Raw genomic sequence first — 26,564 nt, 5'->3', positions numbered from 1 at the left:
AGACAGAAAAAAGGAGGCAAATTCGATGGAAACAAAAGAAATTACGATGCCAACCAAATACGACCCGCAAACAATCGAAAAAGGGCGTTATGATTGGTGGCTGCAAGGCAAATATTTTGAGGCGAAGGATGACGAGGGAAAACAGCCATACACCATTGTAATCCCGCCGCCAAACGTAACAGGTAAGCTGCATTTAGGCCATGCCTGGGACACAACTTTACAAGATATTATTACCCGCATGAAGCGGATGCAGGGCTATGATGTTCTATGGCTGCCGGGAATGGATCATGCCGGGATTGCTACACAGGCAAAGGTTGAAGAAAAACTTCGCAGTGAAGGCAAAAGCCGTTATGACCTTGGCCGGGAGAAGTTTGTTGAGGAAACATGGAGATGGAAGGAAGAGTATGCTTCCCATATCCGCCAGCAATGGGCTAAGCTTGGCCTTGGTCTTGACTACTCCCGCGAGCGTTTCACCTTAGATGAGGGATTATCAAAGGCGGTTCGTGAAGTTTTCGTTACCCTTTATAAAAAAGGACTCATCTACCGCGGTGAATACATTATCAACTGGGATCCATCAACAAAGACAGCATTATCGGATATTGAGGTTATTTATAAAGATGTACAAGGTGCTTTTTATCATTTGAAGTATCCGTTAGCTGACGGCTCAGGACATATCGAGGTTGCTACGACCCGTCCGGAGACGATGCTTGGTGATACAGCAGTTGCTGTTCATCCTGAAGATGAGCGTTACAAACATTTGATTGGAAAAACGGTTATCCTGCCAATTGTTGGCCGCGAAATTCCGATTGTTGCCGATGACTATGTTGACATGGAATTTGGTTCCGGGGCGGTAAAAATAACACCTGCCCATGATCCAAATGACTTTGAATTGGGCAACCGCCATAACCTTGAGCGCGTACTTGTTATGAACGAAGACGGCACTATGAACGAAAAGGCCGGCAAGTATCAAGGTTTGGACCGGTTCGAATGCCGTAAACAGATTGTTAAAGACCTTCAGGATCAAGGCGTTCTGTTTAAAATTGAAGACCATCTACATTCCGTTGGCCACTCCGAGCGCAGCGGTGCTGTAGTTGAGCCATATTTATCAACACAGTGGTTTGTAAAAATGCAGCCGCTCGCTGATGAAGCTATTGCACTACAAAGCAAAGAAAACAAAGTACACTTTGTTCCAGACCGTTTTGAGAAGACGTACCTTCACTGGATGGAAAACATACGCGACTGGTGTATATCTAGACAGTTGTGGTGGGGTCACCGGATTCCAGCTTGGTATCATAAAGAAACTGGTGAGGTTTATGTTGACCATCAGCCACCAGCGGATATCGAAAATTGGGAACAGGACAAAGACGTTCTCGATACATGGTTCAGCTCCGCGCTATGGCCATTTTCGACGATGGGCTGGCCTGATACAGAAGCAGTTGATTTCAAACGCCACTTCCCTACCGATGTTCTAGTTACCGGTTATGATATCATCTTCTTCTGGGTATCACGGATGATCTTCCAAAGCATCGAGTTTACCGGTGAGCGTCCATTCAAAGATGTTCTTATCCACGGTCTCGTTCGTGATGAACTGGGACGGAAAATGAGTAAGTCCCTTGGTAATGGTGTTGATCCGATGGAGGTTATCGATAAATATGGTGCTGATGCCCTGAGATATTTCCTATCTACAGGATCCTCTCCAGGTCAGGACTTACGTTATAGCACAGAAAAAGTTGAAGCAACCTGGAACTTTGCCAATAAAATTTGGAACGCTTCCCGTTTTGCGTTGATGAACATGAACGGCTTGACCTATGAAGAAATAGACTTTAGCGGTGAAAAGTCAGTAGCTGACAAGTGGATTTTAACCAGATTAAATGAAACGATTGAGCATGTAACAAAGCTTTCTGAACGCTATGAATTTGGTGAAGTGGGCCGTGCGCTGTACAACTTCATCTGGGATGACTTCTGTGACTGGTATATCGAAATGGCGAAGCTGCCGTTATATGGTGATGATGAAGCTGCCAAGAAAACAACCCGCTCCATTCTCGCCTACGTTTTAGATCAAACAATGCGCTTGCTGCATCCGTTTATGCCATTTATCACCGAAGAGATTTGGCAAAACCTGCCTCATTCAGGTGAGTCCATCACTGAGGCTAGCTGGCCAGTGGTAAATCCGGAATATATTGATGAAGAAGCAGCCCAGGAAATGAAGCTGTTGGTAGAAATGATCCGTTCCGTACGAAACATTCGTGCCGAAGTTAACACACCACTGAGCAAAAAAATCAAAATGCTTGTGAAAGCGAAGGATGAAAAAGTCCTTAAAACTATTGAAAAGAATCGCAGTTATATTGAGCGCTTCTGTAATCCGGAAGAGTTGCAAATGGGTACAAATATTGAGACACCAGAAAAGGCAATGACAGCAGTTATTACCGGATTGGAAATCATCCTTCCTCTCGAAGGTCTCATTAATATTGATGAAGAAATTGCCCGCCTTGAAAAAGAATGGGATAAACTAAACAAAGAAGTAGATAGAGTACAGAAGAAATTAAGCAACGAAGGCTTTATGAAAAAAGCACCTGACAGCGTTGTTGCTGAAGAACGTGCCAAGGAGAAAGACTATCTCGAAAAGCGCAGCATCGTTGAAGCACGAATTAATGAATTAAGAGGATAAAAAGAAGAGTGAGGCGAATCCGAAATCGGGTTCGTCTCCACTTTATGAAAAAGGGGGTAACAAAAATGTTTACTACATATCAGGAAGCCCTTGACTGGATTCATGGAAGGCTAAGGCTTGGCATTAAACCAGGGTTGAAACGAATGGAATGGATGATGGACAAGCTTGGCAACCCTGAATCCAAAATAAAGACAATCCATATTGGCGGGACAAACGGTAAGGGTTCGACGGTTACTTTCCTCCGTTCCATGCTTGAAGCAGGCGGTTATAATGTTGGAACCTTTACCTCGCCATATATTGAACAGTTTAACGAGCGAATCAGTGTAAATGGGAAACCCATTACAGACGAGGAAATCCTGGATTTAACCAATATTATCCGTCCATTGGCGGATGAACTTGAGGAGACTGAACTTGGCGGACCAACCGAGTTTGAGGTCATCACCGCAATGTCATTTTATTATTTTGCCAATAACAGCCTTGTCGATATCTTGCTTTATGAGGTTGGTTTGGGCGGAAGATTTGATTCGACGAACATTATTAACCCTTTAGCCTCCATTATCACGAATATCGGACTCGACCATACAAATATCCTTGGTAATACTTATGAAGAAATTGCGTTTGAAAAAGCGGGGATTATTAAGGAGAATACGCCAATTTTTACTGCTGTAAAGCACCCCGGGGCATTAAATGTGATCGAAGAACAAGCAGAAAAGATGCATGCACCCATCTACAAACTGAACCATGATTTTTCAATTAGCAGCCATCAATCGCTATCACATGGGGAGCGTTTTACTTTGCAGAATGAATTAGCCAAGTTGGAGCAGCTTGAAATTACAATGATCGGCCAGCATCAAACGGAAAATGCGTCACTCGCTGTAAGCACGGCACAGTATTTAACGGAGCATGGCGCAATTAATCTGAACGAGCAAGCTATTCGCACTGGCTTAAAACAAGCCTACTGGCCTGGAAGATTTGAAATCCTGTCTGAAAATCCTCTCGTTATTATTGATGGAGCCCATAATGATGAAGGAATTACTGCCTTGGTTGAGGAATTAACCAATCGTTATTGTGACCGAAACATTCAAATAGTATTTGCAGCCTTAAAAGATAAGAAATTGGATGAAATGATCGCTAATCTTGATAAAGTCGCCAGTCAAATCTCATTTGTCAGCTTTGATTTTCCAAGGGCAGCGAAAGCAGAAGACCTGTTGAAGATTAGCTCTTCACCTAATAAGCTTGCAGTCGATAACTGGCAGTCCTATATTCCGGAGGAAATACAAAGCCTTCAGCAAAATGATATTTTGGTCATCACAGGTTCTCTCTATTTCATTTCGGAGGCGAAGCCAATGGTTAGCAAATATTTAAAAAATATGACGGTTTCTTTATGACAGAATATTTAACTAATGCTAAAATGAAATTATCTTGAATTACTAATTTTTTGGAAGGGAGGTAGGCGTGATGGGAGTGAACCCAAATGTTCAAAAGACGATCTTTCTGTTATGGATTTTACTTGTTCCCACAGGTTTGTGGTTCGCCTTTCATGCCTATCCTCTTCAGTTTTCGGGAAATTGGCTGGAACTACTGGCGTTTCTGGTACTGACAGTCCTTGTTGCCACCATGCCAATCATCGTAAATAACATTCCTATTTTTCTCATACAATGGGTGGCACTTGCCACTTTTTTAGTATTTGGCTTATTTGCCGAAATGGTTATCACGCAAATTGCCGTTGTGGCATTGCTGATTAAATTACGTGTGCCCAAAGAGCAGTTTTTTCGTTTACCGCTCAATTCTACTATGTTCTTTGTAGTTTCATTTGTAAGCGGTGCAGCTTATTATTTGTTCGGAGGCCAACCTTCTCCACATTTGGCTTCGGATACAAAGTCTTTGTGGCTTGCTGTCTTGTATGCAGCCCTAAACTATTTTTTCAATCAAGTGATTGTTTCTTTTAATCTTTATTTTATCTATAAGCAAAAAGAGGCTTATTTCGGCAAGGATTTATTTGTTGAAACGGTTACAACTTTTATCACGTTCCCAGTTGGAATTGTCCTTTACATTCTATACAAACAGGTTGGTTTAATGGCAATTCTATTTGTGGGGGTTCCATTCGTCAGTTTATCGCTCATTTTTCAACTCTATTATTCTAGTCAAAGAATAAATGAGTATTTACAAAAAGCTGGAGAGATCGGCCACCAACTGGCAGAGCGCCTCCAGGTAGATGATGTTATCAATTTATTTATTCAAAAGCTGGGAGAAATGCTGCCGGTTGATTATGCTTATATTTTTGAAGTGGTTGGAGATGAACTTAAATTAAATCGCAGTATTGAGGCAGGTAACGGTACGTGTATGGACATGCCCCCTTTGAAAAAGGGAGAAGGTATTTGCGGAATGGTATGGGATACCCAAAAGTCTGAGATTTATTCTTCCAAGAAGGTTTGGCGACATAAGACCAAAGGTTATTTACCTATTGATTCTGAAGCCATTATTTGTGTCCCGATTATACGCAATAAAAAGGTGATTGGAATCTTACTGCTTGCTTCAAGAAGGAAACGGGCCTATGAGAAATACCAGCTTATGATTGTTGATATACTTTGCTCCTACTTTGCAGTCGCAATGGAAAACGCCAAGCATTATGAGCGGACTAAATACCAAAGTGAACGCTGTGCATTAACGAATCTATATAATTATCGCTATTTTGAGGAATTGTTGAATAAAGAATTTCAAAGACTTACTAGGTTTGAACATCGGATGCTATCATTAATCATCCTGGATATCGACCATTTTAAAAGCGTTAATGACACCTACGGCCATCAAAGCGGTAACGAAATCCTTTGCGATATTGCCAATCGTATTAATAAGTTGGTAGCAGCCCGCGGAACCGTTGCCCGTTACGGTGGCGAAGAATTTGTCGTTCTCCTTCCGGATGTTTCAAAAGAAGAAGCATATCAAATAGCAGAGCAAATCAGGCTATCGATTGCCAACTGGCCGTTTACGCTTTATCAATCATTAGACCAAGATACAATGAAGTTACAAGTTAAAGTAACAGTATCTATTGGAGTTGCAACTGCACCAGAAGACGCAGAGGATCCCCTAGCTCTAATTCGCCATGCTGACAGAGCACTATATGTTGGTGCTAAACGTGCTGGAAGAAATCGAGTGGCTGAGTATTCGCCGGGCTGAGAATCATAGTACAAGGGTGGTCTAACAATGGACTGCCTTTTTTCGTGTTCAAAATAACAAATTTAATCAAGAAAATTGAGACTGATAGAGAGAGCCATAATTATAATTATAATTATAATATACTTCATATTAAATTTTGTTAAAAAAATCCGATTGCGAAATCTGTCAAAATGGGTATAATCAAGATAGAATATGACAAATTTGCAGGTAAATAGTCACGAAATCGTAAACAGGTTTGAGTATTTCGTTTTAATTTATAGCTTGGCAGATTTTAAATTTCAAGGAGGAAATAGTCGGATGAAAAAACTATTTAACAAAAAAATGAAGTTATTAAAAAGTCAGAAAGGTTTAACACTGATTGAATTATTGGTAGTAATCGTAATTTTGGGGATTATTGCAGCTGTTGCGATTCCTATGATTTCATCACAAACTCAAAAGGCGCAAGATAGTGCTGCTTCTCAAACAAATGCGATAGTTAAAGATGCTGTCCAACGTTATGTTGCTACTGATTCAGCTTATGATGGTAGTTCGGCTGTCAAAATGGCCACACTAGTGCCTAATTATATACAAGAAACACCTACATGTCCAACTGGCTATACAACTGCTGGTGTAGATACCGATTTAAAATCAACAAATTTTTGTACAGAGAATTAAAATTTTTTTAAAGCTGTCGCGTCATTTATGGCGGCGACAGCTTTTTTCATAATGAATGATTTTCATAGAAGGGAAGACTCTTATTGATCCTTATTGATATTCTTGTATTAATTTATGGGCTTGTACTCGGAAGCTTTTTTAATGTCGTTGCCATTCGTCTGTTGAAAAAAGAATCACTTGCCTTCCCGCCTTCACATTGTACTCATTGTAACCATCAATTACATGTCCTAGATTTAATTCCTGTTTTTAGCTACGTTATTTTAAATGGAAAATGTCGTTATTGTAAAGTTCCGATTTCGCAGCTATATCCCTTTGGTGAACTATTAACGGCCATTTCCATTTTCTTTGTTTATAAAACAATTGGTGTGTCACTTGAATTAATCCCTGGACTGTTATTAACGATATTACTAACGATATCGGTATTAACAGATATTCGTGAACAGCTGATCCTGGACGTTGTAACATTACCAATGTTTGGATTATTAGTAATCAGCCGGTTATTTATTGGGACTGAACCATTTTGGTATTATTTACTTGGTGGGCTTGTTGGTTTTACCTTATTGTTAGTAATTGCAATTGTCAGTAAAGGAGGCATGGGCGGAGGAGATATTAAATTATATGCTGCAATTGGTGTTGCCCTAGGAGCTCCGCTGACAGTAATGAGTCTCGTCCTTGCGTCCTTTGTTGGAGCAATTGTCGGCATTATTTTAATGCTTACTGGAAGATTAAAACGCGGCCAGCCAATTGCATTTGGGCCTTTTATCATGGTTGGTGCTTTAATAAGTTATATTTATGGAAGTGACATTTGGAACTGGTACATCAGTATTTTTGTATAACAATACATCTTAGGAACATCAAAAGGAATACTAACCGTTTGAGGTGAACAGATTGTTTAAAAAAACTAAATTCTCCGGGATTGATTTTCATGAGAAATCTATCTCTTTCGCAACGGTTACAATAGAAAGAGGATTACCGGTCATACAAGAAGTTGGACAATTAGAATTAAATGAAAACATTATTGTAGGTGGACGCGTGGAACAAAGTAACATGGTGATTGGTACCTTTAAAGCAGCTTTGGACAAAGGGGGACTTTCCAAAAATGTTCATTTGACAATTCCAACCACTAATATTCTTGTACGGAAAATTACCTCTTTGCCTGATATTGGTGAACACGAATTAGGTAAAATATTGCATTTTCAAATTGGTGAGAGCATCCATTTGCCATTTGAAAATCCAATTTATGATTTTGTCAAAATTGGATCAATTGTCCCCAGCGCCATGAAGAAGAATAAAGGTGACCATTTGGGCATTGATAAAGAGGCCGAAGAACTATCATTGGATGAATTGGCGAAAGGGATAGAAGAACATATTGAAGGCCCTAAAAGTGAAATTTTACTTTTTGCCACGTCTAAAACATTGTCACAGGATTTATTGGATGTCTGCACTTCGGCAGGCCTTAAACCGATTACGGCTGAAATTCGAGCATTGGCTCTTCAGCGTTTACTTTTACATGTCCATCCAGACTGGTTGAAAGAAACAGAAATGGTCATTGATGTATCAGAAAAGTCGATAGATATCCATATTTTTAAGCAAGGACGGATTGAATTCTCAAGGATGATGTCTATTAATCGAAATGAATATTTGCGTCCGGCAGATAATTCCTTGGATGAGATATTGTTGTTCCAGGATAATTTGAGAGGTAATCAAGAAATTGTAGCTGCAACTGAAGATGTTTTTCTGGTTGAAGACTCTTATATTAATGAAATTGCGTTGGAAATTGAGAAAGCGCAAAACTTTTTTCGCTATTCTTTAAATGAGCGAGAAAGCGAGTTTAAGAGAATTATTGTTACAGGTGAAAAGGCAAATCTGATTTTTGAGCCATTAAAATCCAGAATAGAAACTACCCGTTTAGAACGGATTGATTATGGACCTATTATGACTCAAAACGGGATAGAGAAAGATGTATTAGATTCCTACAGTGTCGTGATTGGTCTGGCGATAAGGGGAAATGAAAAAAATAATAAAATAAAGAAGTTCTAAAGCTTTTGTCAGAATGGAGGCTTATCGTGGAAGTTCGTATCAATTTATTACCACAATTTAATCGGCGAAAAGAAAAAAGGATCGTATATCGTATACCAGTATTAGGGTTAATTCTAGTTGCGATTGCAGCCTCCTTTTTAACATATAGTTATTTTCATACAAAGAGTTCAATCAAAACATTATCACAATACATTGCTACTCAGACAATAGCACGTGATAATCTTTTGAATGAATACAAAATAAATACAACTGGAGTTACCGAATTTAATTTCACAGATAAATATGTACAATTAGACCAATTTTTAAATTCAATTTATAAAAATACCATAGATTTACAAGAAAGCCTTAAAAAAATGCTGCCTGACAAAGCAACTGTGATTTCCTATTCTTATTTAAATAGCGGTGAACTTATGATAACTATTGATTTTGCTTCCAAAGGGGATTCTGCTCTATTCCTTCATCAGTTACTTAGAGCTGATTTTGTAAAAACTGCACTAATAGAAAGTATCTCGGTAAGTGAAAACGGACAGGCCAATACCGTATTTCATGTAAAGTTAGACACGTTTGAAGGTGGGGAAACATGACAAAATGGTTGGAGCAAAATAAAAATATTGTATTATTTATCGTTCTTTTCTTATTTATCTTGATGTCCATATTTTATTTCTTTGTCATACGCCCTTTAGTAGTTGAAGAGGATAATCAGCAACAGCAATTAAAGCGAATTAATGCTGATATTGCTTTTTACCAACAAGCAACAAATAAGTTAAAACCTAAAAAGTTTACTTCAAGAGAAACATCATTACTAATAGGCAATATTCCAAGCCGCCCATATGTGGAAGGAATCATAAACGATTTAGTTCGGACAGAAACAGAAACAGGAGTAGTAATTGAAAATATCTCGTCTGTTATTTATCCTAATGGAGTTAGTGAAGGAGAAGACCCTTCTCGAGGGAAGGGAAAAATTCAACCTGTTCAAAACAAGAATAACGGCAATTGGGAAAATATCTTACCGGATGGAACCCTTAAAAAGCTCAAGAAACAAATGACAAAAATTGATAACATACATGTTTCGTTCGTTGAACTAGTAATCAATGTAAATGGAGAAGTGGCAAGTATGAACAACTTTGTAAACCAGCTTGAGGCTTTAAATCGAGTTATTCATGTACAAAGTTATGAGTATTCGGTTAATAAAGAACAAGGCAGCCGCCTAGAAGCAGTTGTTACCATTCGTGCTTTTTACAGTAAGGATTTTGCTAATCTAATAGATAATGACAATGATATTGAGGACTAGCACTATATAGTTACTTCCTTTAGTCCTTAGCAAAGAAGGGATATTTTGATGATTCATAAACGAAAAAGATTAGGAGACTTGTTAGTAGAAGCTGCCATCATATCAGAGCAACAACTTATGATGGCTCTGCAAGAACAAAGGAATACAGGACGCCGGCTTGGTGACCAGCTGATTGCCATGAATTTGGTAAATGAACAGCAAATTATCGAAATACTAGAGTTCCAATTGGGAATCCCGCATGTCGATTTATACAAACAAAAAATAGATCGGAAACTGGTAAATGTTATTAGTGAAGAGTTGGCGAGAAAACATCAAGTATTACCATTAAGAAGATCAGGAAACCGGTTAATGGTTGCTATGTCCGACCCACTCGATTACTTTGCACTAGATGATTTACGATTAAGTACCGGGTTTGAAATTGATGCAGCAATTGCTAAGAAAGAAGAGCTGCATTTAGCTATAAACCGTTATTATGGAATGCAGAAGTCAATTGACCAAATGCTTCAAGAAATGCCTGTCAGTGAGGATGATCCTGCATTTCTTGAAGCTCAGCAATCCGATGATTCTCCTGTTGCGAAAATGGTAAACCAATTATTAAATCAGGCTGTTCAGCTTGGAGCTAGTGATATACATTTTGATCCCCAGGAAACAGAAATGGTTATTAGACTTAGAATTGATGGAGTACTTCGTACGGAGCGGACACTTCCACTTAAAATGAATAATGTTTTGGTTTCTAGGATTAAAATCATGTCACAGTTAAACATTGCTGAAAAGCGTCTGCCGCAAGATGGCCGATTTAAAATGGAACTTGAATTAAAAACAATTGATCTTCGTGTCTCCATATTACCAACTGTATATGGTGAAAAAGTAGTAATGCGATTATTAGATGCCGGAAACGTCTCACTAGGAATAGAAAAACTGGGGTTTTCTTATGAAAATGAACAAAAATTTAAAAAGTTGATCAACCATGCCTACGGAATTATTCTTGTAACAGGTCCGACAGGTTCAGGGAAATCAACAACTCTCTATACAGCACTACAACAATTAAATTCGGAAACTGTAAATATTATTACAGTTGAAGACCCGGTAGAGTATCAGATAAAAGGGATTAATCAGGTTCAAGTACGATCTAATATCGGTATGACTTTCGCAGCTGGTCTGCGTTCTATCCTTAGACAGGATCCGGATATAATCATGGTTGGGGAAATCCGGGATCAGGAGACAGCCGAAATTGCATTGCGTTCCGCAATGACAGGCCATCTAGTTTTAAGTACACTTCACACGAACGATTCGGTTAGTGCTTTAAGTCGCTTAATCGATATGGGAGTTGAGCCCTATCTAGTCGCTTCCTCAGTTGTTGGTGTGGTAGCCCAGCGTCTGGTCCGGAAGGTATGTCCACATTGTACTAGTCCTATTCACTTGACGGTCGAGGAAAGAGATCTATTTAAAACGATGGGACTTTCAACTTCGGGAATTGTGAAGGGAATGGGTTGTGCAAACTGCAATAGTACTGGATACAAGGGAAGATTGGCTATACATGAAATACTTCTAACCGATGATCAATTACGGGAAATGATTACAAAAAAGAATGCCGGCCCGGTTTATCGTCAGTACCTGGAATCACTAGGATTTAAATCAATGCTTTATGATGGTCTCCTGAAAGTATCCCAAGGAAGAACAACAATAGAGGAAATTTATCGAGTCACAGTATAATCTTCGAGAGGAAAAAGTAATGAAGACAACGGCTGAATTGAACATGAAAAATTTACTGCATTTTGCCTTTAAAAATAATGCGTCTGATTTGCATATCACGACAGGAACTACACCTATAGTCCGTATAAATGGAAAGTTGAAAAAGATTGGTGTTGAATCACTTTCACAAGATGATACTGTACAAATGGCCAAAGAAATTTCAACGGAAGAGCAATTCGACCGTTTTCTAAGGGAAGGGGAGCTTGACTTCTCCTATTCACTCCCAGGAGTTTGTCGTTTTCGTGTGAATTTTTATACACAAAGAGGCTCAGTTGGTATCGTTTCTCGTGTGATTAGTAGTACAATTCCTACATTGGATTCGTTAAACTTGCCGTCAATCATTAAACAATTTGCAAAACAGACACAAGGAATAGTGCTTGTGACAGGGCCAACAGGCAGTGGCAAGTCAACCACATTGGCTGCTATTATCGATTATATTAATGAGAAATCAAGTAAACATATATTGACATTGGAAGATCCAATTGAATACCTTCATAGTCATAAAAACAGCATTATAAATCAGCGCGAAATAGGCCAAGATAGCAAATCCTTTTCCATAGCATTACGGGCAGCACTCCGTCAAGATCCTGATGTTATCCTTGTTGGGGAAATGCGCGATCTTGACACAATTCAGACGGCAATAACAGCTGCTGAGACAGGCCATTTAGTCTTAGCAACTCTTCATACATCCGGAGCTGCTCAAACAGTGGATAGGATTATTGATGTTTTTCCTGCTGAAAATCAACAACAAATTCGGGTACAACTGGCAAATACATTGGTGGGGATTATTTCACAGCGATTATTGCCTACAGCAGATGGTGAAGGTCGGATTGCTGCTTTGGAAATTCTGGTTTCCAATCATGCAGTTGCAAATTTAATCCGCTCTAATAAAGTACACCAACTCCAAACACTGTTAGAAACAGGCCGTTCAAGCGGTATGCAAACTATGAGTATGGCTGTCACCCAACTGGTATATAAAGGGATTATTACGCGTTCAAGTGCTGACGAATATGTACCTAATTGGGATAAACACCAATAGTTTTTCGGGAGGGGAGGGAAATATGGATTATCAGTACAAGGGATTTGATTCTCGAACGGGAAAAGAAGTGAAAGGAAAGCTGAATGTATCTTCAAAAGAGGAAGCGATGGAAGAATTAAAGAGGAGAGGCCTCTATATTTCGGATTTACACGAAAAAAAAGAATCCATACTAAACAAAGATTTAAACATTGTAATAGGAAAACCTGTTAAAAATCAGGACTTTGTAGTTTTTTGTCGCCAGCTTTCTACTTTGTTGAATGCCGGAACGCCAATAGTAGATTCAATTAGACTTTTGTCAGACCAAGTCTCTTCTAAAGCCTTTAAAACAGCACTAAATGATGTGTATCATGATATCCGTTCGGGGACTGCGTTTTCTGAAGCCTGTCAGAAGTACCCCAAAATTTTTGATAAGGTTTTTGTTAATATGGTTAAAGCAGGGGAAACAAGCGGTGACCTTGAAAGGGTAATGGATCGGTTAGCTATTTTCTATGAAAAGGAACATAAAATCCGAGGCAAAGTAAAATCAGCTATGACCTATCCTGTAGTTGTGACGATTGTGGCTATCATCGTTGTGACTATTTTGTTAACAAAGGTTTTACCGAGTCTATTAAATAATCTAATTGCGGTAGGAGGAGAAATACCGTTACCGACAAAGATTGTTATGGCTATCTCAGATTTTTTAATAGAAAAATGGTATATATGTCTTTTAATAGTTTTCCTAATGATATTATTATATGCTGCTTTTAAAAGAAATCCAAAAGGCCAATATATGCTGGATTTACTTAAGCTAAAAATGCCGGTATTTGGACTCCTAAACCAAAAACAAATTATAGCGAGGGTATCGAGAACGATGGCATCCCAATTTGCCAGCTCTGTGCCTGTTTTGCAAATCTTGTCTATGAGTGCAGAAGTTTCCGGGAATCTGGTTATTGCAAACGTCCTAGAACAATCACGGGAATCACTGCGTAAAGGATCGAGTCTATCTCTCCCGCTTGAGCAAAGTTGGGTTTTCCCCAAATTAGTCAGTCATATGGTGGCTATTGGTGAAGAAACAGGACAATTAGATACGATGTTGGAAAAGATTGCAGATTTTTACGAAGAAGATGTAGAACAAATGGCAACACGTTTAAGTGCTATTATAGAGCCTATAATGATTGCCATTGTTGGTGGAATCGTCGGGCTGATTGTTCTGGCTGCAATGCTTCCAATGTTCTCTATTTATCAAAATATTTAAAAGTAATAAAAATGGATGTGGCACTATGAAAAAAATACTAAACAATCAATCTGGAATAACACTTATTGAACTCCTTGTTGCCACGATTATTTTAGGGTTTGTTGTTTCAGGGGTTGTTCTTTTGTCCGGCAGCATTGTAAAAACCAATACCGATAGTAATATTGAATCCCAGTCAATTGCTTATGCAACCATCATGAGTGAGCTAATAAAATATGAATATCAAAATAATCCAGCAAGTTTAAGAAGTGGTTCCACTGTTATACTGGAATCTACTGTCATCGATAAAAATAGTACACCCAACCCAAATCCAGATTATTCAATTAGCCAAGAAATAAAAATTCCTAAACAGGATGATCATACTAGTTTTGAAGAAATAAAATATAATTCTGGAGCAAATACCGGGTATCAATATAGTATTACAAATAAATTAAAACACGAGCAACTATCTTCAGATGGGGTACCTGGTGTAATGGAAAAATTCATTGAGATTACAGTTACTGTAAAGAGTTCGAAAACTGGAGATTCAAAGTCTATAACTTTTAGACATAATTTTAAGAATAGGTAAAAGAAGTGATGACAAATGTATTTAATAAAAAATAACCGTGGTGTTACTTTAGTAGAGTTATTGGTAACATTAGTGATTGGGTCAATGATCATCGGGTTAGTTTTTTTGTTACCCCAGGTTTTTCAACAACAGAACAAGTACAATGAAAGCTTCAATGCAGCTAAAAATAAAATTTTAATAATTACCAATAGCATGATCGAGAGAGTTGAACACGCTGATTCCGTAACAATTCATGACACTTCCTCTGTAACAATTACATTAAATGGAACAGCAAAAAATTCAACACTGGAAAATGAAAAATTCAAGTTTGTACAAAAACAAAGCCCTGAAGAGTATTTGTATGAGGTATCATATATAGATAGTTTCGGAAACGTTCAAACATTGGGTACTGTAGGGTTTAATTTGGAAAGTTATTCAAGTAATCAATTCATTGCAACATTTTGGACACCATACAACCATTCAAATTCTACAGAGGAGAAATTCATAGTTACTCAGGGATTTCACACGTCAGTCATTAACTAGAGGTGGATTATGAGAAAACTATTAAATAAACAAGGTGGAAATATATTGGTGGTTGTTTTGGTCATAATTTTAGTCATGGGACTAATCACACCGGTAATGTTAACCACTGCAACTTATGGGATGAAAAATACAATTGCAACGAATGACAATTTTAATGCTCGTTATCTTGCAGACACTGCTTATCAGGAAACAGTAAATAAAGTAAATATAGCAAATAATACCAGTATGTTACTAGATAAAAATGACATAATGAGTTTTGTAAGCAGACAACTAATTAACATCAATGGTTCATTAAATGGGGGCACGTATTCAACAAATTATCATCCTGATTACCCAAATACTTTTGATAAACCCAAAATAATATCAAATTTTGGCGGAGACCCTAAAAGAGTTAAATATACGTATTATCTCAGATCAACTGGTAAAGTTGATAGTCAAACAGCTTTTGTTGATTATACAATTTCTTTTATACAAAAAAAAATCGGTGGAACAATTATTCTTTATGAGCAAAACAACAAAGGGACTACGTTTGATAGATTACCCATTGCTCCGGATAACCTAAAGGAAATCGCGTCGGGTGAATTAGGGTTAAATGGAAAAGTGAACACAGATATTAATAATAAGTTAAATGGTTCAACCTTCCCCAATATACCGTTTAAGTATGAGGCAACAACAATTCCTTCATTTTATAAAAATGAGTTGAGTAGTAGTGAAATTATTAACAAGTCTGTTAGGGTATCCAAAATTAATTTAAAAAACAAGTCTTCTATTACTATTAATGGAAATTTGTATGTTGATAATGATATCACTTTGGGGAGTAATGTATCACTTACGGTGAATGGGAACTTTTATATAGGAGGCAATTTTACAGCAAGTAATAATGAATCGTTAAAAGTTTCAGGGGACTTAATTGTAAAAAATAATATCAATTTTAATAATAATATTTTTTTTGATATAGGCGGAAATATGTTTGTTCAGGGTGCATTGAATATTGAAAATAATGCATCACGGAGCAGAATCGGCGGAAGTTTATATGTAATGAACAATTTTAATTTGGGAAATAACGGACAGCTAAAGGTACAGAATGATATTGTTGCCAACAATATTATATTAACCAATAACAATAATTTAAAAACGGGCGGGGAAGTGTTAGTAAAAAATGAGTTTAACGCCCAAAACAATGCTTATGTTGAACTTGCCGGTGGATTAGGAGTTGGAACACGATTAAAAATATCAAATAATGTGGAATTTAAATTTGCTCAAAAACTATATATCACCAATGCATTGGAATTTGGAAATAATGGAAAGATGTTATTAATTAAAACTGGTGAGGCTGCCAGTGGTACATCTTATAAGGTAGACATCGAAGACCCTGAAAAATTATAATAATGTTATTTGAATTGGAATAATTTGACGAAACTCTATGATAACAAGACGACAAAAGTCTTGTTATTTTTTTTTGCCGTTATGATAGGATGGAACAAATTACTGTCGAACGGAAAGGAGTACGAATAGTGGACAAGCCTAAAAAAGGCCATACAATAACCATTAAATTAAATGGGGAACATAAAAAGTTTAAAGAAGAACTAAAGAAAAGTGGACCGGAACCTATTATTGAACCTATTCCCAGAGTGATAAAAATAGACCCATCTCTATCAGAATCAGAAGTAATTCAGGAAACTGCTGCCGCGCAGGAATCTATTGATGAAAGTTTTGACTGGATCATCCCGGAATCCTCTGATGACGATGTTGAGGTATACAAGGTCGTTCCGCCGAAAAGCCCCAAAAAGAGCAGCAGCAGCCATAACATCATCACCTCTTTTTCTTTTAAAAACAAAAAGAAGTCAAACTGGCCAATCAGCCAAATTGTGACTACCGCAGTATTTGCTGTTTTAATCGGAACAACCATCGGTTTCTTTATGCTAAAACTCGTCATAACCGATTCGACCGAAAATCCTTCTGCCCTGCCAACGGTGGTGGAAGAAGAAAAGGGTGGTGAAAAAGTGGAATCAGGGAAGTCTGTATCTGCTGCTCTACCGGAGTTAACCACCTATATGATTCAAGGCGGTGTCTTCAGTTCGAAGGAGGGGGCAGAGGAAACTTTAAAGCAGGTGGAGGCAGAAGGGATTCCTGCACAAGTAATTGAAATGGATGGCAAACAATATTTATTTTTTGGAGTTGCCGACTCTATCGAAACAGCGAAGGCTATCGGTAGTCAATATAAGGGTGCCGGAGTTGAGGACGCTTTTGCCAAATCATTAATAATAAAGGAAAAGAGTGTTTCTGAGTTAACAGAAAGCGAAAAGAGCTTTATCGAAGCAGCTCAGACAATCTATCAAATTCTTTCAAATGCTTCATCAGAGGCACTCGCTTCGAAAACTATTTCAGAGGAAACAGCCAAGGCGCTAACAGGATTGGAAGGGAAGCTTAATATAGAAGGTATTAAGAATGAGAATGTAAAAAGTATGAAGGCGGAATTAACATCGGCGAATGAAAAGGTGAAAGCCTACCAAAAATCAAAGAAAACAAAGGACCTTAGCGAAGCACAGCAGCATTTATTGAACTTTCTGGCAACCTATTATTCAATGTAGCCATCATCCGACAGACAATCCCAGCATATGATATTTTCCGGGAAATTATTTCAGCATATTACCTGCCCTAAAAGTAGGGCAGGTTTTATTCTGGCAAAATTCATGGTCAAACAATAAAGATTGCATAATTTGACAAATATCTTCAAAATTTAATCATATAAAAATTGTTAGCTGCGCTTATTTCTGATACGATTAATTTGTATCTCCCTAATGCGTTGCAAAAAGGTAAGGTGATGACATGCAAAACCTCATTTTAGCCTCTTCTTCTCCACGGCGAAAAGAACTTCTAGAACTTCTCCGCTTACCATTCGCAATTTCAAGCAGTGATGTGGATGAAAGCTTTGATCCGGCACTCTCCCCCGAGGAAGTAGTAATGGAATTGGCTTATCGCAAGGCCCGGACTGTTTTCCAAGACAATCGAGATGCTTTTGTGATTGGATCGGACACGATTGTGGTTGCGAATAATCAAATTTTAGGAAAGCCTGCAGATGAGGCAGAAGCTATCGAAATGTTGCAAATTCTATCTGGAAAACAGCATCATGTGTTTACGGGTGTTTCGATTGTGTCTCCAACTAGCTCAACAAAGTTTTATGAAAAAACAGAAGTATGGTTTTGGGAGTTAACTGACGATGAAATACGGTCATATGTGAAAAGCGGTGAACCGTTTGATAAAGCAGGAGCATATGGCATTCAGCAGCTTGGAAGCATGCTTGTCAAAAAAATAAATGGAGACTATTTTGCGGTTGTCGGCCTGCCGGTTGCGAGAACGGTTCGTGAATTGCGACAGCTGGGCTACCAATTGCCGTATTAATCTTCTACTCCCAAACCCTTTGGGAGGAAGAAAAGTGTCCACAAATACATTAATGATCCGTGATTTTCCTCAAGATGAGCGGCCACGGGAACGTTTTATTAACCATGGACCGCAAAGCCTATCAAATCATGAATTAATTGCTATTCTGCTCCGGACGGGAACGAAGGATGAATCGGTGCTGCAATTATCCAATCGGCTTTTAACCCATTTCGAAGGGTTGCGGCTGTTAAAATCGGCAACTTTGGAAGAAATTACCGAAATTAAAGGCATCGGGTCAGCGAAGGCCATTCAAATTCTGGCAGCGGTTGAAATTGGCAGAAGGATTGCCAACCTTAAACTTAATGATCGTTACGTGATTCGTTCGCCTGAGGACGGAGCGAAATATGTTATGAACGATATGCGCTTTTTAACGCAGGAGCATTTTGTTTGCCTCTATTTAAATACGAAGAATCAGGTGATTCATAAACAGACCATTTTTATTGGAAGTTTAAATGCTTCGATCGTACACCCGAGGGAGGTATTCCGCGAAGCATTTAAAAGGTCTGCGGCCTCGATTATTGCCCTTCATAATCATCCATCCGGAGATCCGACACCAAGCCGTGAGGATATTGAAGTCACGAAGCGTCTGGTAGAGTGTGGCAAGATTATTGGCATCGACCTGCTCGACCATCTGATTATTGGGGAAAACAAATTTGTTTCCTTGAAGGAAAAAGGATATTTATGACGCTAGGATTTTATTTGACGATGCGTTATAATAATGGGTATGATTTTTGAGGACTATTTGAACTGATAGTTATACTGTAATAAAAAATTTAACACATTACCTGCCGATTGAAATTTTGCTATTCGCTTCAGAAAGGGAGATACATTTATTATGTTTGGATTTGGAACGAAAGACCTTGGAATAGATTTGGGAACCGCAAATACGCTCGTATTTGTGAAGGGAAAAGGAATTGTGTTACGCGAGCCATCCGTAGTAGCGCTGCAAACTGATAATAAACACATCGTTGCTGTCGGAAATGATGCCAAAAATATGATTGGCCGGACACCAGGGAATGTTGTTGCATTAAGACCGATGAAGGATGGAGTTATTGCTGATTTTGAAACAACTGCTTCAATGATGAAACACTACATACGACAGGCCCAGAAAACAAAGGGTCTTTTTTCAAGCAAACCGCATGTAATGGTCTGTGTTCCATCCGGGATTACCGCAGTTGAGGAAAGGGCCGTCATCGATGCCACAAGACAAGCTGGCGCTAAGGATGCTTATACAATAGAAGAGCCATTTGCTGCAGCGATCGGAGCTAATCTTCCTGTGTGGGAGCCGACAGGCAGTATGGTAGTTGATATCGGCGGCGGAACAACAGAGGTTGCTATCATTTCCCTTGGCGGAATCGTAACCTGTCAATCGATTCGGGTGGCTGGCGATGAGATGGATGAATCCATCATTCATTACATTCGAAAAAATTATAATTTAATGATTGGTGACCGGACAGCGGAAACAATCAAAATGGAAATTGGTTCTGCAGGAACACCTGATGGAATTGACAATATGGAGATTCGCGGCCGTGACTTATTAACGGGACTGCCAAAAACGATTGAAATTACTGCCAAGGAGATTGCTTCAGCGTTAAGCGATACGGTATATGCAATTGTCGAGGCTGTGAAGAACACATTGGAAAAAACACCGCCAGAGCTTGCTGCTGATATTATGGACCGAGGTATTGTCCTGACAGGCGGCGGGGCGCTGCTGCGTAATCTGGATCGGGTTATCAGTGAAGAAACAAAAATGCCAGTGCTAATTGCGGAGAATCCTCTCGATTGTGTGGCGATTGGAACAGGTAAAGCGTTAGACCATATCCATTTATTCAAGAACAAAGCGAAGGAATCTCGCTAATATTAGAAAAGCGGGCATACCGCAATTAGAAAAATAGAGGTGTACTATCATGCCACAGTTCTTTTTGAATAAACGTCTGATCATTTTGCTTGTCAGCATAATTGTTCTCGTGGCATTGATTGGGTTTTCTTTACGGGAGAGGAGTAAACTGACCTGGCCGGAGGAATTTCTAAAGGATACAACTGGCTGGGTACAATCCCTGGTATCTAAGCCTGCTCACTATTTTGCAGGCTTTTTTGAAAATCTTCAGGATCTGCAAAATACATATGAAGAGAACAAGGAATTAAAAACACGGGTTGAAAAAATCGCTAGTCTTGAAGCAGAAGTACAAGAGCTGAAAAAAGACAATAAAGATTTGCGTGAAGTTCTCGATGAAACCAGAACCTTAAGAGATTTCGAGCCGCTGCCAGCAACTGTTATTGGCAGAAATCCTGATCGTTGGCATGAAATGATTATTATCGATAAGGGAAAATCAAACGGTATTAAAAAAAATATGGCCGTCGTGACCTCAAGTGGTCTGATTGGCAAAATAAAAAGCGTTACGCAATTTAGCTCAACCGTCCAGTTGTTGAGCGCAATGGATCCAAAAAACCGGATTTCCGCGGTCATCCAAGGGGAAACAGAGGTGTTTGGTTTTGTCCAAGGCTTTGACGATAAACAAAAGTTACTTTTGGTAAAGGCTATTCCTTCAGGAGCAAAGATTGAAAAGGGCCAAGCCGTGATTACCTCCGGTTTAGGCGGTGTCTTTCCAAAAGGATTGACGATTGGAAAAGTAGTGGAAGTGAAACCGGATCAGTATGGATTAAACCAGACGGCATACATTAAGCCGGGTGCAGATTTTTATGATATTGAAAATGTCATCGTCATCAAAAGGCTGATGACCCAGCCTGAGGAAGGTGCCTTGAAAGATGGGAAGGAGGAGGAGCTGTGAAAAAATTCCTTCTTCCTCTTTTGTTTGTTTTTCTTTTCATTTTTGAAAGTATCTTTATCCAATTTTGGCCGTCAGACACCTTTAGTTCCCTCATTTTAGCACCACGGTTTCTGTTTGCTGCCCTGACATTTTTAACGATATACGTTGGGAAAAAACAAGGAATAATATATGCTGCTATTTTTGGCCTGCTTTTTGACATTGTATATGTTGAGGTTATTGGCATTTACTTATTCCTTTACCCGTTTATATGTTACTTGATTACCAAATTGATGCAGGTGATTAATTCCAATATCGTGGTTACCTACCTTGTTTCACTGCTGGGCATAGCTTTGCTAGAGGTTGGTGTCTATGAAATTAATTTCTTAATCCATGTTACAGATATGAAGTTTATTGATTTTGTGAATTTGCGCTTTTATCCTACCCTGATCTTAAATGCGGTATTTCTTGTCATTGCAGCCTACCCTTTTAAGCGTTGGTTTGAAAAACATGCCGAGGTCCTGAAGGAAGATTAATTTAAAAGAAGGAGAACGGCCACCCCATGTCGAAATTTTCATAGATGGGGTGTGTTTAGATTTATATCATCATCACAGTTTTTACAGAAATGTGCTTTTAATATGAGGTGAAAATTTCTCCATGAAAAATCGGCAAAATGTTACAATAAAGGGGACGAAGGGCGGACTTGTCCTTCATCTTGACGATAGCTGCTCTTACCAGGAATTGAAGCGTGAATTGGACCAAAAGCTGACGGCCAACTTGCGGACCCAGGAGGAGCGCCATTTAATCTCTGTTAAGGTGGAAATCGGCAACCGTTACTTAACAGAGGAACAACAGGAAGAACTCAAGGATTTAATCCGCCAAAAGAAAAATTTCGTCGTGGATGATATTGAATCCAACGTGATGACAAAAGCAGAAGCGAATCGACTGAAGGAAGAAAGTGCAGTCATGACGGTTTCACGAATTATCCGATCGGGACAAGTCCTGCAGGTCCCAGGGGATTTGTTGTTAATTGGTGATGTGAATCCTGGCGGCACTGTGATCGCCGGCGGCAATATTTTTATCATGGGTGTTCTAAAAGGAATTGCCCATGCCGGCAGCTTTGGCAACGAGCAGTCGGTGATTGCAGCTTCGAGCATGAAGCCATCGCAACTAAGAATCTCGGGTCATATCAATCGGGCGCCGGACTCCAATCCTGTCAGTGAAAGTCGGGAAATGGAATGTGCTTACATAAATGATAACCATCAAATTATCATCGATAGATTACAAGCTTTGATACAATTAAGACCTAATCTGACTAGATTAGTAGAAGGGGGACATTAAAGTGGGAGAAGCAATTGTAATTACATCAGGTAAGGGCGGCGTTGGCAAAACAACAACATCAGCCAACATTGGTACGGCATTAGCCCTTCAAGGGAAAAAAGTATGCTTAGTGGATACAGACATCGGTCTTCGAAACTTGGATGTCGTAATGGGGCTTGAAAACAGAATTATCTACGACCTTGTTGATGTCATCGAAAAAAGGTGTAAAACGCATCAGGCATTGGTTAAGGACAAACGCTTTGATGGTTTATTATACTTGCTTCCTGCTGCACAAACCGTCGATAAAACTGCGGTTGCGCCAGAGCAAATGAAAGAGTTAGTGGAAGAATTAAAGCAAGATTACGATTATATTATTATCGACTGTCCTGCCGGAATTGAGCAGGGTTATAAGAACGCTGTCGCTGGGGCAGATAAAGCGATTGTCGTCACCACACCGGAAGTTTCTGCTGTCCGCGATGCTGACCGGATCATTGGGCTGTTGGAAAAAGAAAAGCATATGGAAGCGCCAAAACTGGTTGTCAACCGGATCCGTTACAATATGATGAAAAGCGGCGACATGCTTGATATTGATGAAATTACCCAGCACCTGTCAATCGAGTTAATCGGGATTGTCGCCGATGACGAAGAAGTTATAAAAGCTTCCAATCACGGCGAGCCGATTGCCATGAATCCAAATAGCAAAGCATCAATCGCCTACCGTAATATTGCCCGCCGCATCCTTGGCGAATCCATTCCGCTCCAGCCATTGGAGGAAGCCAATAAAGGGATGTTTTCAAAACTGAAAAAATTCTTTGGCGTACGTTAAGTATTATGCCTGTTCACATTGGATGTGGACAGGTTTTTTCTTTTTCCAGGGTCATACTCTGTCCACTCCTTTCATACACTTGTACAAACTGTGTGAAAAGGGTTGATGGGTATGACGCGCTCGACTCCAGATGAAATCCGGCGGCGAATTGCCAAGCGCAAGCGGGATAAAGGTCCAGCAAATAAAGGGCAAAATCGTCCATTGCTATGGCCAGAGCATGAAGAAAAGTTAGAATTTAATTATATTCCCCCGTCAGCAGGCGGTAATGGGGAGGACGGGCATCCACTTTTTAAAAAGGAAGTATTCCTGTTTAAAATTTTGGCTTCGGTTCTGCTGTTTTTGGTGGTGGCAATTCTGTTTCGCAATCAAACTGCTGTCTTTGACCCGGCTCGGGACTTTATTGTGAAAACAATGGACAAGGACTTTCAGTTTGCGGCTGTATCGGAGTGGTATGAAGATAAATTTGGCAAACCACTGGCGCTGCTCCCGTTTTCCGAAGGGAACAATGGGGAGAACAAAGAAGAGGCTCAAAAAGGGGCTGTTCCGGTCTCAGGTAAAATGCTGGAAAACTTCGAGAAAAATGGCCAAGGCATTATGATTGAAACGTCCAAAGACGCTCCTGTCCAAACGATTAATGGCGGGAATGTCGTTTTTGCCGGCTTGAAAGAAGGGGTTGGCAAAACCGTTATTATTCAACATGCTGACGGAACAGAAACATGGTATGGCAATTTAAATGAAATCAAGGTCAAGCTGTTTGATTATGCAGAAAAAAGAACGGTAGTCGGTACGGTTTCAGATTCTGCCGGTGAAGACAAAACAAAAGGGCAGTATTATTTTGCTGTTAAAAAAGGGGATGACTTCATCGACCCGATTCAGGTGATCCGACTTGAGTAAAGTGATTGAGTTGCTTCGTCATGTGCACATCCATCCTTTGTTATGGCTTGTTATCGCCTTGTCGATTGCCACTGCCCACTTTGTGGAACTGTGTTTATTGTTGGGAATTATTTTCGTTCATGAAATGGGGCATGCTGCTGCAGCTTCTTTTTTTTCCTGGAGAATAAAGAAAATTACGCTGCTTCCATTTGGCGGTGTCGCTGAAATGGATGAACACGGGAACCGGCCGCTGAAAGAAGAGGCAATTGTTGTCCTGTCCGGTCCGCTTCAGCATGTGTGGATGGTTGCTGCAGCATTTCTCTTAAATTATTTAAACCTATTTCCAGAAGATTTATTTCAGCTATTTATTTATTACAATCTGATGATTTTTATTTTTAATATGTTTCCAGTTTGGCCGCTTGACGGAGGCAAACTGGTATTTTTACTGCTCTCATTAAAAGATTCTTTTTCTAATGCGCACCGGCTTACCATCATCATTTCCTTTATATGTCTATGTCTGTTTTCCATTGCGATTCTGTTAACTGCCCCTGCCCACATTAATGTTTGGGTTGTGATTGGTTTTCTCTTTTTCTCGCTTTACTATGAATGGAAGCAGCGTCGGTATATTTTTATCCGCTTTTTATTGGAGCGTTATTATGGAAAAAAATCAAATCCGCAAGCATTAGTTCCCATTCAAGCCAATGAGCAGGACCTTCTGATTCACGTATTGGAAAAATTTCAGCGTGACTGTAAGCATCCGATTATCGTCGAAGGTGAAGGGATTGAAAAGGGCACCCTGGATGAAAATGAACTACTGCACGCCTACTTTACAGAAAAGAGACTCACTGATAAAATCAGTGACCTTCTCTTTTTGTTTTAAAACGGTATAATAGTACCAACAAGTTAAAAAGTGAGGCCGGCGGTTTGGAAAGATTAATTGTCAATAATAACTCAAGAGAGAAAAGATTTGCGTACTTGCGAAATCAAAAGGTTGAAAAGATTGTCATTGACCGGCCAGAGCATCGTTCTCTGGTCGGTAATATTTATTATGGGACGGTAACTAAGGTTCTGCCTGGGATGAATGCGGTGTTTGTAGATATTGGCGAGGAAAAACAGGCCTACCTGCATCGTGATCAGCTGTCGTCCTATGTGCAGGGGGATGATAAGCAGCGAAATGTTTCCTCCTGCGTCCATCAAGGTGAAAAACTTCTCGTTCAGGTGGACAAGGATGCAACTGGGACAAAAGGTGCGAAAGTATCTGGAATTATCGAGATTCAGGGTGAGAATATGATTTACATGCCGACTGGGAGATATGTGGCAGTTTCGAAAAAAATTGCCAATGAAAAGGTAAAGGCTTCACTTCGGCAGGTTGGCAGCAGATTAAAAACAGCAGAAGAGGGGATTATTTTTCGTACATCCAGCATAACGGCATCAGAAGAAGAACTCTCTGAGGAATTAACGCTGTTGCGTGAACGCTATCAGGAACTGCTGCAGCAGGCTGCCCATTTAAGAAAGCCAGGACTAATTTTTCAAAAGGATACCTTTATCGATATGATTTTGGAACAGGCAGCAAGATTGTCTTCTTCCGGAGAAGTCATGGTTGATGACCTTGCCGTGAAAAAACTGCTTGAAGGTAAGAATATCTCAAGTAGTTATTATAATGGAAGGGAAAATATCTTTTCAGCCTACAATGTGGAACATGAAATTGATAAGGCGTTGAAGCGAATTGTTTGGCTTGACGAAGGTGCCTATTTGATCTTTGATGAAACAGAGGCGCTGACCATTATTGATGTGAATACAGGGAAATTCTCCGGAAAAGGTGATTATCAGGATACAGTATTCAAAACGAATCAATTGGCGGCCCGTGAAATCATCAGGCAGCTTAAGCTTCGCGACATCGGCGGTATTGTGCTGATAGATTTTATCAACATGAACAGGGAACAGGACAAGCAATCCATCCTAGATACCATGGAGACGGAAATTTCAAGGGATGAGAAGCGAATAAAGGTTATTGGCTTTACACCACTTGGCATTCTCCAATTAACGCGGAAGAAGACAAAGGTTACCCTTTCCGAAGCATTACAGGAGAAGTGTCAGGTTTGCGAGGGAACAGGTCGAGTTTTAAGCGCCGAAAGTGTCGCCTTCAGGCTGGAAAGGGAACTGCTTGAACATCGTTATTCGGAATACGATGCGGTCCTGATTGAGACAACTAGAGGAGTAAGAGAAGCACTGCTGGGCACGCATAATGAACATAAAGAGGCACTCGAAAGCCTGTTACAGCTTAAATTTTATTTTTCAATCCAGCAACGTGAAAAACCTTACTATCTACTAAAGCAGTTTGGCAGCACGTCGGAGATTGCCGAAAAAGCGGTTGACACGCTTGATTACTAATGTTAA

Annotated in this window: 25 protein-coding genes; all 25 read left to right on the top strand. The window is 39.5% G+C overall.

Annotated features, from left to right (window positions below; translation table 11 throughout):
- The first annotated feature begins 25 nt into the window (after positions 1-25).
- The 25 genes from ACZ43M_RS20995 to ACZ43M_RS20875 all read left to right on the top strand — a co-directional run bounded on the left by ACZ43M_RS20995 (position 26) and on the right by ACZ43M_RS20875 (position 26,558).
- The gene (locus ACZ43M_RS20995) at positions 26-2,668 is read left to right on the top strand and encodes a valine--tRNA ligase (RefSeq protein ID WP_464504455.1); all 2,643 of its coding nucleotides are present in this window, start codon (positions 26-28) and stop codon (positions 2,666-2,668) included.
- A 65-nt stretch (positions 2,669-2,733) separates the two neighbouring features.
- On the top strand, positions 2,734-4,056 hold the full coding sequence (locus ACZ43M_RS20990) for a bifunctional folylpolyglutamate synthase/dihydrofolate synthase (protein ID WP_464504454.1): 1,323 nt from the start codon (positions 2,734-2,736) through the stop codon (positions 4,054-4,056).
- Between the two features lie 70 nt (positions 4,057-4,126).
- Positions 4,127-5,845: a sensor domain-containing diguanylate cyclase gene (locus tag ACZ43M_RS20985; RefSeq protein WP_464504453.1), complete on the top strand. Its 1,719-nt coding sequence runs from the start codon at positions 4,127-4,129 to the stop codon at positions 5,843-5,845.
- Positions 5,846-6,142: 297 nt separating this feature from the next.
- The gene (locus ACZ43M_RS20980; RefSeq protein WP_464504452.1) at positions 6,143-6,499 is read left to right on the top strand and encodes a type II secretion system protein; all 357 of its coding nucleotides are present in this window, start codon (positions 6,143-6,145) and stop codon (positions 6,497-6,499) included.
- 83 nt (positions 6,500-6,582) lie between these two features.
- Positions 6,583-7,335 carry a prepilin peptidase gene (locus ACZ43M_RS20975; RefSeq protein WP_464504451.1) on the top strand — a complete coding sequence of 251 codons (753 nt, stop codon included), beginning with the start codon at positions 6,583-6,585 and terminating at the stop codon, positions 7,333-7,335.
- A 52-nt stretch (positions 7,336-7,387) separates the two neighbouring features.
- Complete coding sequence (gene pilM / locus ACZ43M_RS20970) at positions 7,388-8,539, top strand: type IV pilus biogenesis protein PilM (RefSeq protein WP_464504450.1); 1,152 nt, start codon at positions 7,388-7,390, stop codon at positions 8,537-8,539.
- Between the two features lie 26 nt (positions 8,540-8,565).
- Complete coding sequence (locus ACZ43M_RS20965) at positions 8,566-9,123, top strand: hypothetical protein (protein ID WP_464504449.1); 558 nt, start codon at positions 8,566-8,568, stop codon at positions 9,121-9,123.
- Positions 9,120-9,830 carry a hypothetical protein gene (locus tag ACZ43M_RS20960; RefSeq protein ID WP_464504448.1) on the top strand — a complete coding sequence of 237 codons (711 nt, stop codon included), beginning with the start codon at positions 9,120-9,122 and terminating at the stop codon, positions 9,828-9,830. Before ACZ43M_RS20965 ends, ACZ43M_RS20960 begins: the two co-directional genes overlap by 4 nt.
- Positions 9,831-9,878: 48 nt before the next feature.
- The gene (locus ACZ43M_RS20955) at positions 9,879-11,543 is read left to right on the top strand and encodes a GspE/PulE family protein (RefSeq protein ID WP_464504447.1); all 1,665 of its coding nucleotides are present in this window, start codon (positions 9,879-9,881) and stop codon (positions 11,541-11,543) included.
- Positions 11,544-11,562: 19 nt separating this feature from the next.
- On the top strand, positions 11,563-12,621 hold the full coding sequence (locus tag ACZ43M_RS20950; RefSeq protein ID WP_464504446.1) for a type IV pilus twitching motility protein PilT: 1,059 nt from the start codon (positions 11,563-11,565) through the stop codon (positions 12,619-12,621).
- Positions 12,622-12,643: 22 nt separating this feature from the next.
- Positions 12,644-13,855 carry a type II secretion system F family protein gene (locus ACZ43M_RS20945; protein WP_464504445.1) on the top strand — a complete coding sequence of 404 codons (1,212 nt, stop codon included), beginning with the start codon at positions 12,644-12,646 and terminating at the stop codon, positions 13,853-13,855.
- A 25-nt stretch (positions 13,856-13,880) separates the two neighbouring features.
- On the top strand, positions 13,881-14,420 hold the full coding sequence (locus ACZ43M_RS20940; RefSeq protein ID WP_464504444.1) for a type IV pilus modification PilV family protein: 540 nt from the start codon (positions 13,881-13,883) through the stop codon (positions 14,418-14,420).
- A 15-nt stretch (positions 14,421-14,435) separates the two neighbouring features.
- Positions 14,436-14,942 (top strand): PilW family protein, encoded by a 507-nt coding sequence (locus ACZ43M_RS20935; RefSeq protein ID WP_464504443.1) that lies wholly within the window; start codon positions 14,436-14,438, stop codon positions 14,940-14,942.
- A 9-nt stretch (positions 14,943-14,951) separates the two neighbouring features.
- Positions 14,952-16,328, top strand: coding sequence for a hypothetical protein (locus tag ACZ43M_RS20930; RefSeq protein ID WP_464504442.1), 1,377 nt, complete (start codon positions 14,952-14,954; stop codon positions 16,326-16,328).
- 128 nt (positions 16,329-16,456) lie between these two features.
- Positions 16,457-17,533 (top strand): SPOR domain-containing protein, encoded by a 1,077-nt coding sequence (locus tag ACZ43M_RS20925; RefSeq protein WP_464504441.1) that lies wholly within the window; start codon positions 16,457-16,459, stop codon positions 17,531-17,533.
- Positions 17,534-17,771: 238 nt separating this feature from the next.
- Positions 17,772-18,344 (top strand): Maf family protein, encoded by a 573-nt coding sequence (locus ACZ43M_RS20920; protein ID WP_464504440.1) that lies wholly within the window; start codon positions 17,772-17,774, stop codon positions 18,342-18,344.
- Between the two features lie 34 nt (positions 18,345-18,378).
- Positions 18,379-19,068: a RadC family protein gene (gene radC, locus ACZ43M_RS20915; RefSeq protein WP_464504439.1), complete on the top strand. Its 690-nt coding sequence runs from the start codon at positions 18,379-18,381 to the stop codon at positions 19,066-19,068.
- A gap of 150 nt (positions 19,069-19,218) precedes the next feature.
- A complete protein-coding gene (locus tag ACZ43M_RS20910) occupies positions 19,219-20,241 on the top strand; it encodes a rod shape-determining protein (RefSeq protein ID WP_464504438.1) in 1,023 nt (340 codons plus the stop codon).
- Positions 20,242-20,290: 49 nt separating this feature from the next.
- A complete protein-coding gene (gene mreC / locus ACZ43M_RS20905; protein WP_464504437.1) occupies positions 20,291-21,172 on the top strand; it encodes a rod shape-determining protein MreC in 882 nt (293 codons plus the stop codon).
- Positions 21,169-21,684, top strand: coding sequence for a rod shape-determining protein MreD (mreD, locus tag ACZ43M_RS20900; RefSeq protein ID WP_464504436.1), 516 nt, complete (start codon positions 21,169-21,171; stop codon positions 21,682-21,684). Before mreC ends, mreD begins: the two co-directional genes overlap by 4 nt.
- Before the next feature lie 121 nt (positions 21,685-21,805).
- Positions 21,806-22,489 (top strand): septum site-determining protein MinC, encoded by a 684-nt coding sequence (gene minC / locus ACZ43M_RS20895; protein WP_464504435.1) that lies wholly within the window; start codon positions 21,806-21,808, stop codon positions 22,487-22,489.
- Position 22,490: 1 nt separating this feature from the next.
- The gene (gene minD, locus ACZ43M_RS20890) at positions 22,491-23,294 is read left to right on the top strand and encodes a septum site-determining protein MinD (protein ID WP_464504434.1); all 804 of its coding nucleotides are present in this window, start codon (positions 22,491-22,493) and stop codon (positions 23,292-23,294) included.
- A gap of 111 nt (positions 23,295-23,405) precedes the next feature.
- Positions 23,406-24,188, top strand: a complete 783-nt coding sequence (locus tag ACZ43M_RS20885) for a peptidoglycan DD-metalloendopeptidase family protein (RefSeq protein ID WP_464504433.1) — start codon at positions 23,406-23,408, stop codon at positions 24,186-24,188.
- The gene (locus ACZ43M_RS20880) at positions 24,181-25,047 is read left to right on the top strand and encodes a M50 family metallopeptidase (protein WP_464504432.1); all 867 of its coding nucleotides are present in this window, start codon (positions 24,181-24,183) and stop codon (positions 25,045-25,047) included. Before ACZ43M_RS20885 ends, ACZ43M_RS20880 begins: the two co-directional genes overlap by 8 nt.
- A gap of 44 nt (positions 25,048-25,091) precedes the next feature.
- Complete coding sequence (locus tag ACZ43M_RS20875) at positions 25,092-26,558, top strand: Rne/Rng family ribonuclease (RefSeq protein WP_464504431.1); 1,467 nt, start codon at positions 25,092-25,094, stop codon at positions 26,556-26,558.
- Positions 26,559-26,564: the final 6 nt, after the last annotated feature.

The organism is Neobacillus sp. B24, assembly GCF_055381825.1.
Note: the sequence above shows the minus strand (reverse complement) of the source record. Positions and strands in the feature narration are given on the sequence as shown.

What these genes read in the sequence shown, in the direction of transcription:
- ACZ43M_RS20995 (WP_464504455.1), top strand. Translation starts at nt 26, where the DNA reads ATGGAAACAAAAGAAATTACGATGCCAACCAAATACGACCCGCAAACA.
- ACZ43M_RS20990 (WP_464504454.1), top strand. Translation starts at nt 2,734, where the DNA reads ATGTTTACTACATATCAGGAAGCCCTTGACTGGATTCATGGAAGGCTA.
- ACZ43M_RS20985 (WP_464504453.1), top strand. Translation starts at nt 4,127, where the DNA reads ATGGGAGTGAACCCAAATGTTCAAAAGACGATCTTTCTGTTATGGATT.
- ACZ43M_RS20980 (WP_464504452.1), top strand. Translation starts at nt 6,143, where the DNA reads ATGAAAAAACTATTTAACAAAAAAATGAAGTTATTAAAAAGTCAGAAA.
- ACZ43M_RS20960 (WP_464504448.1), top strand. Translation starts at nt 9,120, where the DNA reads ATGACAAAATGGTTGGAGCAAAATAAAAATATTGTATTATTTATCGTT.
- ACZ43M_RS20955 (WP_464504447.1), top strand. Translation starts at nt 9,879, where the DNA reads ATGATTCATAAACGAAAAAGATTAGGAGACTTGTTAGTAGAAGCTGCC.
- ACZ43M_RS20950 (WP_464504446.1), top strand. Translation starts at nt 11,563, where the DNA reads ATGAAGACAACGGCTGAATTGAACATGAAAAATTTACTGCATTTTGCC.
- ACZ43M_RS20945 (WP_464504445.1), top strand. Translation starts at nt 12,644, where the DNA reads ATGGATTATCAGTACAAGGGATTTGATTCTCGAACGGGAAAAGAAGTG.
- ACZ43M_RS20940 (WP_464504444.1), top strand. Translation starts at nt 13,881, where the DNA reads ATGAAAAAAATACTAAACAATCAATCTGGAATAACACTTATTGAACTC.
- ACZ43M_RS20935 (WP_464504443.1), top strand. Translation starts at nt 14,436, where the DNA reads ATGTATTTAATAAAAAATAACCGTGGTGTTACTTTAGTAGAGTTATTG.
- ACZ43M_RS20930 (WP_464504442.1), top strand. Translation starts at nt 14,952, where the DNA reads ATGAGAAAACTATTAAATAAACAAGGTGGAAATATATTGGTGGTTGTT.
- ACZ43M_RS20920 (WP_464504440.1), top strand. Translation starts at nt 17,772, where the DNA reads ATGCAAAACCTCATTTTAGCCTCTTCTTCTCCACGGCGAAAAGAACTT.
- ACZ43M_RS20910 (WP_464504438.1), top strand. Translation starts at nt 19,219, where the DNA reads ATGTTTGGATTTGGAACGAAAGACCTTGGAATAGATTTGGGAACCGCA.
- mreC (WP_464504437.1), top strand. Translation starts at nt 20,291, where the DNA reads ATGCCACAGTTCTTTTTGAATAAACGTCTGATCATTTTGCTTGTCAGC.
- minC (WP_464504435.1), top strand. Translation starts at nt 21,806, where the DNA reads ATGAAAAATCGGCAAAATGTTACAATAAAGGGGACGAAGGGCGGACTT.
- ACZ43M_RS20885 (WP_464504433.1), top strand. Translation starts at nt 23,406, where the DNA reads ATGACGCGCTCGACTCCAGATGAAATCCGGCGGCGAATTGCCAAGCGC.